We start from the raw sequence: 15,416 nt of genomic DNA on the forward strand, positions 1-15,416 counted from the left end.
CATGCTCCATACGCACCACCCCACGGCCTGGGACGATCCGGCGACCCGCCGCGCGTGGGCGAAGCTGGTCACCTGCGCGTTCTTGGGTCAGATCCTGTGGCCCGCAGCGTGGCTGGGGCTGCTGGCCTGGTACGTGATCATGTCGATGACCTGGACGCTGTGGCTCTTCTTCGTTCCTCTGCTCTACTCGTTCTACCGGGCGTTTCTTCAGCCGTCCTACATCTCCTGGGCCTTCCAAACGCGGCGTCTGCTGCGCGCCTATCCATGGCAGGTGTTCGAGGAACCGGAAAACGGGATCGGAAAGGTTCCAGGAGCCACCGCCGGGGACGTCTGGTTGAGCTTCCCCAACCCGGAGCGCCCGGACGAGAAGCTGCCGATGATTCTGAAGGTGCACATTCGGTCCATGTGGTGGAGGCGGCGTCTCGGGCGTGGCTACACGACGGAGAAGACCAAGCAGATCAGGGAGGTGTGGATCGCCGGCGACCCTCGCTTCGCCGCCGTCATCGCGGTTCCCGGTCCCAGTCGCTTCCATGTGGTCCAACAGCGCCCGATGAACAAACGAGGCGTCGCCGACCCCCGTGGCGCAAGTCCGGCCGCCCTCGAACGAGCCCGCCGTGCCGGAGTACGGCTACCGGACCCGAACTCCGCGACCGGGTGAACAACCCGGTGCCTTATGGAGTTGCCGCGACCCAGGTCCCCGGGTAAGACCTCCCCCATGACATCACTCGGCGCTGTCTTCCGTCCCCAGCTTCCCCCCGAGCGGTTGCGGGACGTCGTTCGGGTTGCTGACGGGGTGGGGCTCGAAGAGCTGTGGTTGTGGGAGGACTGTTTTCGGGAGGGCGGGATTTCCGGGGCCGCGGCCGCTCTTGCCTGGTCGGAGCGGGTGCGGGTCGGGGTCGGGCTGCTGCCGGTGCCGTTGCGGAACGTCGCCGTCACCGCCATGGAGGTCGCCGCGCTGCACCGGATGTTCCCGGGGCGCGCGACCGTCGGCGTCGGGCACGGTGTGCAGGACTGGATGGGCCAGGTCGGCGCCCGCGCCGACTCCCCGCTGACCCTGCTGCGCGAGCATCTCGACGCCCTGCGCGCGCTGTTGCGCGGGGAACGGCTCACCGTCAGCGGGCGGTACGTCCACCTCGACGACGTCACGCTCGACTGGCCGCCCGCCGGCCCGGTCGAGATCCTCGCCGGCGCCGAGGGCCCTCGTACGCTGCGCCTCTCCGGTGCCGCCGCCGACGGGACCGTTCTCACCGCCGCCACCTCGCCCGACCGCGTCCGCCGGGCCCTGCGGCTCATCGAGGAGGGGCGGCTGGCCGCGGGACGCGACGCGGGCGAGCCGCACAGGGTCGTCGTCTATCTGCTCACCGCCACCGGACCCGACGCCCCCGCCCGGCTCCGGGCCGAACTCGTCGCGGAGGGGCTGGAGTCCGTCCCCGACCTCGGTGTCGCCGGCGACGCGGGCGCCGTCGCCAAGGCCGTGCAGCGGCTCGTGGAGGCCGGCGCCGACACCGTCATCCTCCAGCCGACGGCGGACGATCCCGACCCCGAGGCCTTCGTACGGTTCACCGCGGAGGAGGTCCGGCCGCTGGTGCCGTAAAGGGTGGTGCAAGGGGATGTGCAAGGGGTGGTGCAACGGGTGCCCGGGAGCAGGCCGCCCGGCGTTGTCAGTGGCGGGTGCCACACTCGCCGGTATGACGACCAACGACGTTCGGCTGCGGTCCGTACGGGACGACGATCTCGAGATCTTCCTCGCCTACGAGCACGACCCGGAGGCCGTCCGGCGGTCGAGGTTCACGCCCCGGCCGCGGGAGGCCTTCCTCCGGCACTGGAGGGAGCGGGTGCTCGGGGATCCGACCGGTCTGGTGCGGACCGTCGTCGTGGACGGAGAGGTCGCGGGGAACATCGTCGCCTGGTGGGAGGGCGAGCGCCGGTTCACCGGGTACTGGCTCGGGCGCGCCTACTGGGGGAGAGGCGTCGGCAGCCGCGCCCTCGCCCTCTTCCTCCGGGAGGAGACCGTACGGCCCCTGTTCGCCGACTCCTTCGCCGAGAACACCGCCTCCGTACGCCTCCTGGAGAAGAGCGGCTTCGTGCCGTACGACGACCCGCGGCACCCCGTGGACGAGGGGTATGTGCTGCTCGTGCTGAGCGAGGACGGCACGGGGCGCGCTGAACCCCTCGACGCGTAGGTGGACGGCGGCCGAGGGCGCCCGGCCGCCCGCCCTACGACCTGGTCACGCCGTTCCGGCGGCGCGCGGATGGTCGCCCGTGGCCCCGTCGATCAGTTCCCGCACGATGTCCATGTGCCCGGCGTGCCGCGCCGTCTCCTCGATCATGTGGACGAGGACCCAGCGCAGGGAGACGGAGTGGTCCCGCCAGTCCGGGCGGCCCAGGGCGTCCAGCGGGCGTTCGGTGATCACCGTGTCGGCCGCGGCGCGCGCACGTCCGTAGAAGTCGATGATCTGCCGGGTCGTCTCGTCGGGGCCGACGGTCAGGTCGTCGTCGGTGCTCGGGTCGAACCACAGCGGCTCGACCTCGCCGCCGAAGCTCGCCACGAACCAGGCGTACTCCACCGACGCCAGATGCTTCACCAGCCCCAGCAGGTTCGTCCCCGACGGGGTCATCGGCCGGCGGAGCTGTTCGTCGTCGAGGCCCTGCAGTTTCCACAGGACCGCGTCCCGGTGCCGGTCCAGGCTCGTGTGCAGGGTTTCCTTCTCACCTGCGGTGTACATCTCATCGGTCTTCATGGCGGGCGAAATTAGCAGCGGGTACCGGCAACCCGCTGCGATTATGCGGCCCATGGCAGAGCAGCAGACGCACCGCGCCTTCGAGGACCTCGTCGCCGAGGGCGCCGCCGTGCCGACCGAGGGGTGGGACTTCTCCTGGTTCGACGGGCGCGCCACCGAGGCCCGCCCCACCTGGGGGTACGCCCGTGCGGCCGGTGGGCGCCTGGCCCGCGCCTCGGCGGCGCTCGACATCCAGACCGGCGGCGGCGAGGTGTTCGACTTCGCCCTCGGTACGGCGGCCCCGGACCGGCCCTGGCTGCTCGCCGCCACCGAGGGCTGGCCGCCGAACGTCACGAAGGCGAGCGCCCTGCTGAGCGCGCGCGGTGCCGTGGTCGTCGACTCGCCCGAGGACGCCCCGCTGCCGTTCGCGGACGAGACCTTCGACCTGGTCCTCAGCCGGCACCCGGTGCGGGCGCACTGGGCCGAGATCGCGCGCGTGCTGTGCCCGGGCGGCACGTACTTCGCGCAGCACGTCGGGCCCGCCAGCGTCTTCGAGCTCGTCGAGTTCTTCCTCGGCCCGCAGCCGGAGGCCGTCCGCGGCGGCCGGCACCCCGACGGCGAGCGCGCGGCGGCGGAGGCGGCCGGGCTGGAGGTCGTCGGTCTGCGGGCGGAGCGGCTGCGGATGGAGTTCCACGACATCGCGGCCGTCGTGTACTTCCTGCGGAAGGTCGTGTGGATGGTCCCCGGCTTCACGGTCGAGGAGTACGAGCCCCGACTCCGCGCCCTGCACCGGCGGATCGAGGCCGAGGGCCCGTTCGTCGCGCACAGCTCGCGGCACCTCTTCGACGCCCGCAGACCGGCGCGCCGGCCGTGATCCACCGGCCTTGCAAAGCCAGGCGGCGAAGAATGGCCAAGAACTGCCGTCCGGGCTTCCGGGCATCCGACCGGTTGTAAAGCAAGCCAAGCGATCAAGGTAGGGCATATCGTGACGCGATGCATCAATACGGTCAACTAGTGCTCTAGTTCGTGGATCTGCGCATAAGTGAACGTGGACCCTTTCCGTTCATCCTCTGTCTTCACAGCGTTCCCGCATCGTTACCTCTTTCGTTTCGTATCACCCGGTTGGCTCACGTAAGTTCAGACCAAGGCAATTCGCGTGAGCAAAGCTGCGCGGGCGGTACCGCGCAGTGGAGGGGGCTGCGCGGTGCCGTAACGCCCCACTCGCTCCCGTCAAGTCATCGTTCGCGCCCGGGGTAGCCCGTCGGGGGGACGGGCGCACAACTCGCCGAGGCATCCCCAAGACGGCTCAAACCCTCTTGATCTCCCCGTAAGCGGCTACTTTTCCTGGGATTCCGCTGTGAATCGGCCAATCGGGACCCGTGAATCCAGCGTTTCGGGCCCGTCAGGGCGTCGTCGGACGACTCCGGAGAGTAGTTAATGCGTGCTGATGCACGCAGCATCACTTACGAAGGGTTATGGTGGAAGCCCCCCCTCGGGCCGGTCCGTCTCCCCCCCACGGACCGGCCCGTTTTTTGTGCCCGCTTCTCACCCACTTCTCAGTCGGCCTCAGGGGCGCGCCCCCGAAGGGGTGCGGGACACTGGCGACATGCGGCTCCGCCGCGTGGGCGCGAACAGCCATAACCCGCCCGCACTCGCCAAACGGCACAAGCCCTTACCCCTATTGGGCGCCATCCCCACCGCGCCTCCTCCAACTCCCAGCGGGGTAGGCTTCGGCGGGCGGACCCCCGCATCCGAATCACGAGGGGCGGACTCAAGTGAACCTGCGCGACAAGCTGCGCGGCCTGCTCGTCAGGCTCTACGCACGCCGGGTGGAAGGCCACCTGGACCACGCTCAGGTGCCCAAGCACATCGGCGTCATCATGGATGGCAACCGCCGCTGGGCGAAGGCCGCGGGATCCAGCACGGTGCACGGTCACCGCGCCGGCGCCGAGAAGATCGAGGAGTTCCTCGGCTGGTGCTCCGAGACCGACGTCGAGGTCGTCACCCTCTGGCTGCTCTCCACGGACAACTTCGACCGCGCCAAGGAAGAGCTGGTCCCCCTCCTCGGCATCATCGAGGACGTCGTCCGCACCCTCGCCGCCGACGGCCGCTGGCGCGTCCACCACGTCGGCACCCCCGACCTGCTGCCCTCCCCGATGCAGACCGCGCTGAAGGAGGCCGAGGAGGCCACCGCGCACGTCGACGGAATACTGGTGAACGTCGCCATCGGCTACGGCGGCCGCCAGGAGATCGCCGACGCCGTCCGCTCGATGATCCTGGACGCCCACGACAAGGGCGTCGCGATGGAGGACCTCGCCGACTCCGTCACCGTCGACATGATCGGCCGTCACCTCTACACCGGCGCCCAGCCCGACCCGGACCTGGTGATCCGAACCAGCGGCGAGCAGCGGCTGTCCGGATTCATGCTCTGGCAGACCGCCCACGCCGAGTACTACTTCTGCGAGGTCTTCTGGCCCGCGTTCCGCAAGGTCGACTTCCTGCGCGCCCTGCGTGACTACGCGGCCCGGCACCGCCGCTACGGCGGGTGACGTCATCGTGACGGCGGACGTCAACACGGCATACGCCCCCCGCCACCGTCGCCACGCTGGATAACCCCGCCGTCACGGTGGATGACCCCACCCCGCCCATGAGGCGTAAATCACCCATATTGGGGCGCGAGTAACACGGAGTTCACTTTCCCGTCGTTGCGGACCGTGGCATGGTGGCGCATGTTCGAGGGCATAAGCCAAGCAGGTCGATGCCCGAACCACGGGCATCGGTTCTCAGTGGGCGGCTCGGGGCCGCCCGCCCGGGAGGCCCTTTGCACCAGCCCGACCGTGCGGTCACGGCACGGAAGAAGCAGCGGGGGGCCGGTTTTCGGCCCGTGCAAGGCGGCCGTCAACCGGTCCAGCTCGCCTTCGTCGCTCCCCGACCTCATCCGAGGGGGTACGTCCTTCCGTGGTGACCAGCACAACGCGCCGCAAGTCCGACCGGCGCACCTATGTTCTCGACACCAGCGTCCTGCTGGCCGACCCGAACGCCATGGCCCGCTTCGAGGAGCACGAGGTCGTGCTCCCGATCGTCGTGGTCACGGAACTCGAGGCCAAGCGGCACCATCCCGAACTCGGTTACTTCGCCAGGCAGGCGCTGCGCCTGCTCGACGACTACCGGGTCCGGCACGGCCGTCTGGACGCCCCGATCCCGATCGGGGACCTCGGCGGCACGATCCGTGTCGAGCTCAATCACTCGGACCCCAGCGTGCTGCCCAGCGGCTATCGCCTGGGGGACAACGACTCCCGCATCCTCGCGGTCGCCCGCAACCTGCAGGCCGAGGGGTACGACGTCACCGTCGTCTCGAAGGACCTCCCGCTCAGGATCAAGGCGTCGTCGGTCGGCCTCCTCGCCGAGGAGTACCGCGCCGAACTCGCCATCACGGGCGCCTCCGGCTGGACCGGAATGTCCGAACTGACGCTGTCCGGCGAACAGGTGGACCTCCTCTTCGAGGAAGGGCACGTGTACGTCCCGGAGGCCTCCGACCTCCCCGTGCACACCGGCCTGACCATCCAGTCCGAGCGCGGCAAGGCGCTGGGCCGGGTGACGGCCGAGGGCAACGTCCGTGTGGTGCGCGGCGATCGGGAGGCGTTCGGCATCAAGGGCCGCAGCGCCGAGCAGCGCATCGCGCTCGATCTGCTGCTCGACCCGGACGTCGGCATCGTGTCGATGGGCGGCCGGGCCGGCACCGGCAAGTCGGCGCTGGCGCTGTGCGCGGGCCTGGAGGCGGTCCTGGAGCGCCGCCAGCACAAGAAGGTGATGGTCTTCCGTCCGCTGTACGCGGTCGGCGGGCAGGAACTGGGCTATCTGCCGGGCTCCGAGTCGGAGAAGATGAGCCCTTGGGCGCAGGCGGTCTTCGACACCCTCTCGGCGGTCACCAGTCGCGAGGTCATCGAGGAGGTCACCGCCCGCGGGATGCTGGAGGTGCTGCCGCTCACCCACATCCGCGGCCGCTCCCTGCACGACGCGTTCGTGATCGTGGACGAGGCGCAGTCACTGGAACGGAACGTCCTGCTGACCGTTCTGTCCCGGATCGGCGCGAATTCGCGGGTGGTTCTGACCCACGATGTGGCGCAAAGGGACAATCTGCGCGTCGGACGTTACGACGGTGTGGTTGCCGTCGTGGAGAAGCTGAAGGGGCATCCGCTGTTCGCGCATGTCACCCTCACCCGGTCCGAGAGGTCCCAGATCGCCGCTCTTGTGACCGAAATGCTGGAGGACGGACACATCTGAGCCATCTGATCCCTGTGTCCAACTTGGGCTGATTACCCATCCGTTGGCGCCGTCCGGCAAAGGCCCCGAGCCTAGTCGGGCGGCGCCTTCGCGTGTGGCGGTTTCCTGAAATCCCCAGGGAGAAACCGGATGTGAGCTTTCACACGCAACTCTGAATTGCCACCCGGCGTCTGGTTACGGCAGAGTCTCACTCCTGTCAGGCCCCGCATACGACACACCTGTACCCCCAGCGGTACGGAACAACAGAAGCATCACTGCTAATTCCATAGCGACGTCGTATGCCGCCCGAGCACCACGCGGCGCTCCCTTCCAGGAGTTGCCCACCGGGCCCGTGTCTCCCGTGACCCAGTAGTGAGGAGACCAGTGTCAGGGGCACGATTGCGTCCGCCAGGGTCACCGAAGCGGTCGATGCTGGAAGGAAACCGTGTGAGCCGGATCTCGGTCCGGGGATTCGCAGTGGCCTCGGCCACCGCGGTCACCGCCGTCGGAAGCGTCGTGGGTGTGGCCTCGGGCAGTGTTGCCCAGCCGAACAACGACGCCGAGGCTACGGCAGCCGACACCACGCTCCTCGCGGATCTGCCCGCGGGTGAGCAGGCCCAGGTGCAGACCGCGTCCCTGACGCAGCAGGCCGACGCCGTGGCGATCCAGGCGGACGCCTCCGCCAAGAAGGACGCCGAGCAGGCCGCCCGGGTGGCCGCAGCCAAGACCGCCGAGGCCAAGAAGGCCGAGGCCGAGAAGGCGGCGAAGGAAGCCAAGGAGCGCGCCCAGGCGAAGGAAGCGGCCAGCAGGTCCTCCTCCAGCTTCCCGGTCCAGAGCTCGTACACCGTGGCGCAGATCCAGGCGATGGCGCAGCAGATGGTGGCCAGCGGCCAGTACCAGTGCTTCAGCAACATCGTGGACCACGAGTCCAGTTGGAACTACCAGGCGGTCAACGCCTCCTCCGGCGCCTACGGCCTCTTCCAGGCTCTGCCCGGCTCCAAGATGTCCTCTGTGGGCGCCGACTGGCAGACCAACCCGGCCACGCAGATCAAGTGGGGCCTCAACTACATGAACTCGCGGTACGGCAGCCCTTGTGAGGCCTGGTCGTTCTGGCAGGCGAACCACTGGTATTAGGCGTTCCGCCCAGGTTCGGCCGACGAACTGCTCTGCGGCTCGTGGGTGCTTGCGGTTCGTAGGCGTCCGCGGGTCGTGTGTGGCTGGTCGCGCAGTTCCCCGCGCCCCTAAAAGACAAAAAGACAAAAGCAGGGCGCGTCGCAGTGAGCCCTTCTCAACCATTGGCAGCCCCTCCCCCGTCCTAGGGGGAGGGGCTGTTGCCCTGTACGGTCGGATCGGACGACTCCAGGGGGGAGTGGTGGGGAGAGGGCGGATCATGTCGCGCGTGCCTGAGTGGCTCGGCCGCATCGGCGCTGGACTGACCGAGATGGGCGAGCGGTTGGACGAGCGCCGGGCCGAGGTGGAGCGGGAGCACACCGAGCCGGAGCCGCCCGCCCCGGCCGTGTCCGTTCCGGCGCACGCCCCCGCCCCCGACCCGGCCCCGCCGGTCCCCGCACCCGTCCGGAAGCCGGTGCCGCGTCCCGACCCGGTGACGGCAGTCCCCTGGGGTGTGCGCGTCGCCGCCGAGGCCGGCTGGCGGCTGCTGGTGCTGGCCGGCGCGGTCTGGATCCTGATGCGGGTCATCAGCTCCGTGCAACTGGTCGTCTTCGCCTTCGTCGTCGCCCTGCTCATCACCGCCCTGCTCCAGCCCACGGTCGCCCGCCTGCGCCGTTACGGCGTCCCGCGCGGGCCCGCCACCGCGCTCACCGCCATCTCCGGCTTCGTGGTGATCGGCCTGATGGGCTGGTTCGTGACCTGGCAGGTCATGGAGAACATCGACACCCTCTCCGACCAGATCCAGAGCGGCATCGACGATCTGCGCAACTGGCTGCTGAAGAGTCCCTTCCACGTCACCGACAAGCAGATCAACCAGATCGCCAAGAACCTCCGCGAGGCCATCGGCGCCAACACCGACCAGATCACGTCGTTCGGCCTGGAGGGAGTCCAGGTCGTCGTGGAGGCCCTGACCGGCATCCTGCTGGTCTTCTTCTCGACGCTCTTCCTGCTGTACGACGGCGACCGCATCTGGCAGTGGTTCCTCAAGCTGGTCCCCGCCGCCGCCCGCGAGGGGGTGGCCGGCGCCGGCCCGCGCGCCTGGCGCACGCTCACGGCCTACGTCCGGGGCACGGTCCTGGTCGCCCTCATCGACGCCATCTTCATCGGCATCGGCATCTACTTCCTGCATGTCCCGATGGCCGTGCCGCTGGCAGTCTTCATCTTCCTGTTCTCGTTCATCCCGCTCGTCGGCGCCGTCGCCTCCGGCGCGCTGGCGGTGATCGTGGCGCTGGTGACCCAGGGCGTCGTCACCGCGGTGCTGACCCTGGCCGTCGTCCTAGCGGTCCAGCAGATCGAGGGCCACATCCTCCAGCCGTTCATCCTGGGCCGGGCGGTCCGCGTCCATCCCCTCGCCGTGGTCCTCTCGGTCACGGCCGGCAGCCTGGTAGCGGGCCTGGGCGGCGCGGTGGTGGCGGTGCCGCTGGTCGCGGTGACCAACACGGTCGTCAGCTATCTGCACCGCTACTCGCAGGAACGCTACGCGGGCACCGAGCCCGACGAACCCGAACAACCACCCGAATCAGCCCGCCCGGCGCCCGACGACGGCGATCAGCCGCATCAATCGCCCCGTCCTGCGCCCGACGACGCTGATCAGTCGCATCAGTCACCCCGTCCTGCGCCCGACGACGCTGATCAGTCGCATCAGTCACCCCGTCCTGCGCCCGACGACGCTGATCAGTCGCATCAGTCACCCCGTCCCGCGCCCGACGACGCTGATCAGTCGCATCAGTCACCCCGTCCCGCGCCCGACGACGGCGATCAGCCGCATCAATCGCTCCGTCCGACGCCTGACGACGGCGATCAGCCACATGAATCAGCCCGTCCGGCGTTTGAGGACGAGGCCGTTCAGGCCGAAGGGGGGTCTGGGGGCGCAGCCCCCAGGGATGCGGCAGACCCCGCCCACCAGCAGTGAGCGGGGTCTCCGGAGCGGCGGTGCCTACTCGGTGCGCAGCCCGTCCGGGCGCATCAGGCGCAGCAGCGCCGGCAGGCTGAGCAGGGTCACGGCGAGGACGATCGCCGCACCGAACCCGGTCATCGACAGCACGCTCGGCCAGTCCACGCGCAGCGGTACGGCCGTCATCTTCATCAGCACCCCGCCGAGCGTCAGCCCGACCACCACGGCCAGCAGCAGGCCCAGGGTGATGGGGATCGTCGTCTGCCAGAGCACGGACAGGGTGAGGGTGCGGCGCCGGGTGCCGAAGGCGATCAGCGACGACAGCAGCTTCTTGCGCTCGCGCAACTGCTCCAGCTGGGAGACCAGCAGGCTCGCCCCGATGAGGGCGAGGACGGCGGCGGCGCCCACGAACAGGCCGGTGCGGATGGTGTCGTAGCGGGTGGAGCGCTGGGTCGACTGCCAGATCGACACGTCGGCGAGCGGGTCGACCGTGTGGACGGCGGTCCGTACCTCCTCGGTGGCGTCCGATTCCGGGACCTTCGGGTCCAGCAGGACGTAGACGCTGCTCGTGAGGCTCGGGCGGGCCTTGGCCGGCAGGGCGGACGGGGTGGCCAGCAGGCCCGTTAGGTCGCTGCGCAGGGCGTCCTTGCGGACCTGCGCCCGTCCGAGCTCGGCCGGCAGCGTCCAGCGGGCCTCGATTCCCTTCGTGCCGCCGGGGTAGGTGGGGTCGACCCAGACCGTGTGCCCCGGCGTCATCATTTTGCGGGAGGCGGGATCGGTGAACGCGTCACTGGAGATGAAGACGTCACCGTCGTGGCAGGCGGAGATTCTGGCCAGTTCCCGCAGGGCCGCGCAGTCGCCGACCATGATCTGCACGGTGTCCTCGGTGCCTGCGGGCCGGGCCCCGAACTGGGTGTCCGACAGTGCCACGGTCTGCCGTACGCCCCGGGTCTCCCGCAGTGCGCGGGTGGTGGCGTCCGGCGTCGTGGCGGCGCGCAGGTCGACCTCCAGCTGGGTGCGGGACGGGTCCTTCCCGGTCGACTTGGTGTAGTCCGCGTCGACGCCGGAGAACAGCATCTGGAGCGCGATCGCCCCGGCCACCGCCACCGCGATGCCGTTCACCATCCGGGCCGCCGTACCGCTGCTCAACTGGAGCCTGCGCACCGCCAGTTGCCAGGAGACCGGGCCGCCGTCCAGGCGGCCGACGGCCCGCTCCACCACCCACGGCAGCAGCGCGGTGATGCCGACCAGCAGGGCCAGCACGCCGAAGGACACCAGGTAGGGGTTGAAGTTGCCGCCGCTGTTGCCCTTCCCGATCATCGGGGCGAGCATCAGCAGGCCGAGCAGCGGCAGCAGCAGCCGCCACCACAGCCGGCGCCGCCCGGGTCCGGACGTGCGCACCACGCCCAGCGGTTCGATGACGACCCGGCGCAGCGAGAACAGGGTGACCAGCACGGCGGTCGCCGGGACCGCGACGGCCACCAGCAGCGCCAGGACGGGCGACGGGGTGAGGTAGTCCGGGAAGATGCTGATGCCGAACAGCTCGATCGACCCGGCGAGCTGGGCACCGGCCAGGAAGAAGCCGACGCCGAACGCCAGACCCAGCACGGAGCCCGCGAGCGCCTCGCCCGCCGCGATCCGCCGGGCCATCCCGCCGTCGCAGCCGACCAGCCGCAGCGCCGCGAGCCGCCGGTCGCGCTGCTCGCCGCCGAACCGCACGGCGGTGGCGACGAAGATGGCGACCGGGGTGAGCAGCACCACGAACACCATCAGGACGAGCAGCAGCAGGACCGGGTCCAGTGGTTCGGAGCCCTGGTCGGAGGTGTCCCCGAAGTGGTTGATCCGCTCCACCGAGGCCTTGCCGATCAGCGGGGCCAGGTGCTCGGAGCCCGCGTAGTAGGCGAGTTCGCGGGAGCCGATGAGCCCGGAGTCCCCGATGGTGCCGACGACCTTGCCGGGCAGCCGCTCGCGCAGCAGTGCGGTGCCGGAGGACTTCAGCAGGTCGGCCAGCGCTGGGGAGACGTACATCTCGCCCACGGCCGGGAACCGGTCGATGCCCGGCGGCAGGGGTGCCTTGGCGCCCTCCGGCTGGAGCAGCCGGCCGCGCACGTCCTGGGAGTGCCAGACGGTGTCGGAGTGGGCGACCACGACGGTGTCGTCGGCCGCCGGGATCTTCGCGGGGGACAGCAGGTAGTCCTGCCGGGCCGCCTCGCGCTGGTGCCGGGTGTCCAGGATGCTGGGCACCGCCGCCGTGAGCAGCAGCAGCGCCACCCCGAGCCCGACGCCGACGCCCGTCAGCAGCGCCCGGATCCAGCCCTCGCGCCCGCCGGTGAAGGCGAACCGCGCCCCCATGGCCAGATCCCCGGCCCAGCGCCCCCGGCTCATACGGCCCGCTCCATGTCCCGGGACTTGCCGTCCCGTACGACGATCTCGCGGTCGGAGTAGGCGGCCACCCGCGCCTCGTGCGTGACGAGGACGACGGCCGCGTTGGTGGACCGGGCGGCGTCCGTGAGCAGTTCCATCACCCGCTCGCCGTTGAGCGAGTCGAGCGCGCCGGTCGGCTCGTCCGCGAACAGCACCCGCGGCCCGGTCACCAGCGAGCGCGCCACCGCGACCCGCTGCCCCTGCCCGCCGGAGACCTCGCCGGGCCGCTTCTTCGCGAGGTCGTCGACCTCCAGGCGCCGCATCCAGTCCAGTGCGGTCTTCTCGGCCTCCTTGCGGGAGGTGCCGTTCAGCCGCAGCGGCAGCGCGACGTTCTCCACGCAGGTCAGTTCGGGCACCAGCTGGCCGAACTGGAAGACGAACCCGAACTCGCTGCGCCGCAGCGCGCTGCGCTCGGCGTCGTTCATGGTCGCCATCTCGCGGCCGGCGTACATGATCGACCCGGAGTCGGGCGGCACGATCCCGGCGAGGCAGTGCAGCAGCGTCGACTTGCCGGACCCGGAGGGGCCCATCACGGCGACGACCTCGCCCGGATGTATGGAGAACCCGGCCCCGTCGAGGGCGAGGGTCGGGCCGTAGGCCTTGCGCAGGTCCTCGGCGGTGAGCAGCGAACCAGCCGGAGCGGCGGGAGCGTTCACTTGGCCACCTCCGCCCGGAGCTTGTCGAGCCGTGCCGCGGTCAGCTCCAGCCAGCGCAGGTCCGCCTCCAGGTGGAACAGGGCGTGGTCGCAGACGAGCTGGTCCGCGAGGTCGCCGTGGCGCTTGCGGTCGGTGAGGATGCGCATGCTGCGCAGGTGCTCGGAGCGCTGGCTGTCGAGGACGTCGCCGGCGTTGCGGTGCGTCAGCAGCGCGAGCACGACCTTGGTGTACAGGGTCGACTGGAGGTACTCCTCCGGCTTCTCCGGAGTCGCGAGCCACCGCTCGACGTCGGTGACCCCGGCGTCGGTGATGGCGTACCGCTTCCGTTCCGGCCCGCCGCCCGCCTCGATGCCGTCGACTTCCACGAGCCCGTTCTTCAGCAGCCGGGACATCGTCGAGTAGACCTGGCCGTAGTGCAGCGGCCGGTCGTGACCGAACTTCTCGTCGAAGGCCCGCTTCAGGTCGTAACCGTGGCGCGGGCCGGACTCCAGGAGCCCCAAAAGGGTGTGACCGATGGACATGACGAGCACTCTACACACGGTGTATACGCCGCATGTATACGCGGAGTGTGTAGATCATGGCGGGGCGTGTGAACGCGCACGTGGGAGCCGATTGTCACGGTTGTGCGACAGCGCGATGTCACAGGAGCGCGGGTCTGCCTCGTCTCCGGTCCGGGAGCCGGTTCCCGGTTCCGGAACGCATCAGGAGGGTGATGACCGTGCGGGTGTTCGTGGCAGGTGGCAGTGGGGTTCTGGGACGGCGGCTGGTGCCGCGACTGGTGGCGCGGGGGCACCGGGTGACGGCTACGACGACGAGCGCGGCCAAACTGGGACTGCTGAGGGAACTGGGTGCGGACGGAGTCGTCATGGACGGCCTGGACGCGCTGTCGGTCGGCGCGGCGGTGGCCGAGGCCCGCCCGGACGTGATCGTTCATCAGCTGACCGCGATCTCCCCGGCGCACGCCGGCAAGCCGGACATCAGGCATCCCGACCGCTGGTTCGCCCTCACCAACCGGCTGCGCACCGAGGGCACGGACCATCTGCTCGCCGCCGCCGAGGCGACCGGCGTCCCCCATGTCGTCGCGCAGAGCCACGCCAGCTGGAACGGCGTCCGCGAGGGCGGCTGGGTGAAGTCGGAGGAGGACCCGCTGGACCTGATGCCGGGAACGCCCGCGCACGGCGGCATGCTGGCCCTGCGCCACCTGGAGGACGCCGTGCTCGACGCGGGCGGCGCGGCCCTGCGCTACGGCGCGTTCTACGGCCCCGGCGCCATCGACGACCAGGTGGAGCTGGTCCGCAGGCGCCAGTACCCCCTGGTCGGCCGCGCCACCGGCCACAGCAGCTGGATCCACCTCGACGACGCGGCGAGCGCCACCGTGCTGGCCGTCGAGCAGAAGGCGCGGGGCGTGTTCAACATCGTCGACGACGAACCGGCGCCGGCCGCCGCATGGCTGCCGTACCTCGCCGAGTGCGCCGGGGCGAGGCGGCCGCTGCGGATGCCGGTGTGGCTGGCCCGCCTCCTGGCCGGCGAACAGGCGGTCATCATCATGACCCAGGGCCGCGGCTTCTCCAACGCCAAGGCGAAGCGGGAGCTCGGCTGGGAGTTGCGGTACCCGTCCTGGCGGCAGGGGTTCAAGGAGGAGCTGGCGTGAGCGAGCCGGAACCGCGCCAGGTGAACGACCGGCCGGGCGCGCTCCTTCACGACGCCAGGGGCGGGGTCCCGGGCGCCACGGCCCCGGACATGGCCGGCGGCCGCATCCAGGCGATCCGCTCGGTGCTCAACCCGGACAAGTCGCGGCACCTGGGACCGGTGGGCGACGCGTGGGCACTCGCCGGGAAGGCGGGCGAACCCACCGGCTGAGGGTCGGCGCGGCCGGGGCCGGTCACCGTCGGCCGGCGTCCCGCGTCGGCCGGCGCCTGCCGCAGCGGGAACTCGATCTGCGCGTCGGCCGACCGGAGTTCGTCCCCGGCCCACCGCGCCGGTGCCTCGTACACCGCCGGATCCGGCCACAGCAGCACCCGCTTGCGCCGCCGTGCCGAGGCGTCGGGTCCGGACGCGGGTCCCTCCGGGTCGTGCGGTTCTGTCCGTCTTCGTCCTGCTCACGGGTATCCAAGTGATATCGCTTGACGGCGTCCGGCAACCCTTCGTCTGCCCCGCTCGTCGGTTCCGTCGGGTGGGGGTGCTGATTGTCACGTCCGAAAAAGGGCAGATCGTGCGTCCTTTGGCATAGCGAGCGGTGTTAGTTTTCTGGACTGACCTGAGCCACGTACCTGTGTGACACCCGTACAC

The 15,416-nt window shown here is 70.3% G+C and carries 13 protein-coding genes and 1 pseudogene; 9 read left to right on the forward strand and 5 right to left on the reverse strand.

Annotated elements, in window-relative coordinates; genetic code table 11:
• The first annotated feature begins 1 nt into the window (after position 1).
• The 3 genes from KVT45_RS25795 to KVT45_RS25805 all read left to right on the forward strand — a co-directional run bounded on the left by KVT45_RS25795 (position 2) and on the right by KVT45_RS25805 (position 2,183).
• Positions 2-658 (forward strand): hypothetical protein, encoded by a 657-nt coding sequence (locus KVT45_RS25795; RefSeq protein ID WP_217551330.1) that lies wholly within the window; start codon positions 2-4, stop codon positions 656-658.
• A gap of 57 nt (positions 659-715) precedes the next feature.
• Positions 716-1,594, forward strand: a complete 879-nt coding sequence (locus KVT45_RS25800) for an LLM class flavin-dependent oxidoreductase (RefSeq protein WP_217551332.1) — start codon at positions 716-718, stop codon at positions 1,592-1,594.
• Between the two features lie 94 nt (positions 1,595-1,688).
• Positions 1,689-2,183 carry a GNAT family N-acetyltransferase gene (locus KVT45_RS25805; RefSeq protein ID WP_217551334.1) on the forward strand — a complete coding sequence of 165 codons (495 nt, stop codon included), beginning with the start codon at positions 1,689-1,691 and terminating at the stop codon, positions 2,181-2,183.
• Positions 2,184-2,228: 45 nt separating this feature from the next.
• On the opposite strand, the gene KVT45_RS25810 is transcribed toward KVT45_RS25805, so the two are convergent.
• Complete coding sequence (locus tag KVT45_RS25810) at positions 2,229-2,741, reverse strand: DinB family protein (RefSeq protein WP_217551336.1); 513 nt, start codon at positions 2,739-2,741, stop codon at positions 2,229-2,231.
• A gap of 52 nt (positions 2,742-2,793) precedes the next feature.
• Between KVT45_RS25810 and KVT45_RS25815 the strand changes: the two genes are divergently transcribed.
• The 5 genes and pseudogenes from KVT45_RS25815 to KVT45_RS25835 all read left to right on the forward strand — a co-directional run.
• Positions 2,794-3,594: a methyltransferase domain-containing protein gene (locus tag KVT45_RS25815; RefSeq protein WP_217551338.1), complete on the forward strand. Its 801-nt coding sequence runs from the start codon at positions 2,794-2,796 to the stop codon at positions 3,592-3,594.
• A gap of 901 nt (positions 3,595-4,495) precedes the next feature.
• The gene (locus KVT45_RS25820) at positions 4,496-5,269 is read left to right on the forward strand and encodes an isoprenyl transferase (RefSeq protein WP_217551340.1); all 774 of its coding nucleotides are present in this window, start codon (positions 4,496-4,498) and stop codon (positions 5,267-5,269) included.
• 409 nt (positions 5,270-5,678) lie between these two features.
• A complete protein-coding gene (locus KVT45_RS25825) occupies positions 5,679-7,004 on the forward strand; it encodes a PhoH family protein (protein ID WP_217551342.1) in 1,326 nt (441 codons plus the stop codon).
• A gap of 408 nt (positions 7,005-7,412) precedes the next feature.
• Complete coding sequence (locus tag KVT45_RS25830; RefSeq protein ID WP_089099083.1) at positions 7,413-8,117, forward strand: transglycosylase SLT domain-containing protein; 705 nt, start codon at positions 7,413-7,415, stop codon at positions 8,115-8,117.
• A gap of 256 nt (positions 8,118-8,373) precedes the next feature.
• A pseudogene (locus KVT45_RS25835) lies at positions 8,374-9,627 on the forward strand (AI-2E family transporter); the annotation flags it as partial.
• A gap of 462 nt (positions 9,628-10,089) precedes the next feature.
• On the opposite strand, the gene KVT45_RS25840 reads toward KVT45_RS25835, so the two are convergent.
• From KVT45_RS25840 to KVT45_RS25850, 3 genes are read right to left on the reverse strand one after another with little or no spacing between them, the layout of a single operon-like run.
• Positions 10,090-12,432, reverse strand: coding sequence for an ABC transporter permease (locus KVT45_RS25840; RefSeq protein ID WP_217551344.1), 2,343 nt, complete (start codon positions 12,430-12,432; stop codon positions 10,090-10,092).
• Complete coding sequence (locus KVT45_RS25845; protein ID WP_217551346.1) at positions 12,429-13,127, reverse strand: ABC transporter ATP-binding protein; 699 nt, start codon at positions 13,125-13,127, stop codon at positions 12,429-12,431. The genes KVT45_RS25840 and KVT45_RS25845 overlap by 4 nt, the downstream gene beginning before the upstream one ends.
• Complete coding sequence (locus KVT45_RS25850; RefSeq protein ID WP_217551348.1) at positions 13,124-13,648, reverse strand: PadR family transcriptional regulator; 525 nt, start codon at positions 13,646-13,648, stop codon at positions 13,124-13,126. Before KVT45_RS25850 ends, KVT45_RS25845 begins: the two co-directional genes overlap by 4 nt.
• Positions 13,649-13,839: 191 nt before the next feature.
• Between KVT45_RS25850 and KVT45_RS25855 the strand changes: the two genes are divergently transcribed.
• Complete coding sequence (locus KVT45_RS25855; RefSeq protein ID WP_217551350.1) at positions 13,840-14,778, forward strand: NAD(P)-dependent oxidoreductase; 939 nt, start codon at positions 13,840-13,842, stop codon at positions 14,776-14,778.
• Positions 14,779-14,824: 46 nt separating this feature from the next.
• Here the strand turns inward: KVT45_RS25855 and KVT45_RS56470 are convergent, their stop codons facing one another.
• Complete coding sequence (locus KVT45_RS56470; protein WP_308310864.1) at positions 14,825-15,145, reverse strand: hypothetical protein; 321 nt, start codon at positions 15,143-15,145, stop codon at positions 14,825-14,827.
• Positions 15,146-15,416: the final 271 nt, after the last annotated feature.

This window comes from Streptomyces sp. GbtcB6 (assembly GCF_019091475.1).
GTDB classification, from domain to species: Bacteria; Actinomycetota; Actinomycetes; order Streptomycetales; family Streptomycetaceae; genus Streptomyces; species Streptomyces hyaluromycini.

What these genes read in the sequence shown, in the direction of transcription:
- KVT45_RS25795 (WP_217551330.1), top strand. Translation starts at nt 2, where the DNA reads ATGCTCCATACGCACCACCCCACGGCCTGGGACGATCCGGCGACCCGC.
- KVT45_RS25800 (WP_217551332.1), top strand. Translation starts at nt 716, where the DNA reads ATGACATCACTCGGCGCTGTCTTCCGTCCCCAGCTTCCCCCCGAGCGG.
- KVT45_RS25805 (WP_217551334.1), top strand. Translation starts at nt 1,689, where the DNA reads ATGACGACCAACGACGTTCGGCTGCGGTCCGTACGGGACGACGATCTC.
- KVT45_RS25810 (WP_217551336.1), bottom strand. Translation starts at nt 2,741, where the DNA reads ATGAAGACCGATGAGATGTACACCGCAGGTGAGAAGGAAACCCTGCAC.
- KVT45_RS25815 (WP_217551338.1), top strand. Translation starts at nt 2,794, where the DNA reads ATGGCAGAGCAGCAGACGCACCGCGCCTTCGAGGACCTCGTCGCCGAG.
- KVT45_RS25830 (WP_089099083.1), top strand. Translation starts at nt 7,413, where the DNA reads ATGCTGGAAGGAAACCGTGTGAGCCGGATCTCGGTCCGGGGATTCGCA.
- KVT45_RS25840 (WP_217551344.1), bottom strand. Translation starts at nt 12,432, where the DNA reads ATGAGCCGGGGGCGCTGGGCCGGGGATCTGGCCATGGGGGCGCGGTTC.
- KVT45_RS25850 (WP_217551348.1), bottom strand. Translation starts at nt 13,648, where the DNA reads ATGTCCATCGGTCACACCCTTTTGGGGCTCCTGGAGTCCGGCCCGCGC.
- KVT45_RS25855 (WP_217551350.1), top strand. Translation starts at nt 13,840, where the DNA reads ATGACCGTGCGGGTGTTCGTGGCAGGTGGCAGTGGGGTTCTGGGACGG.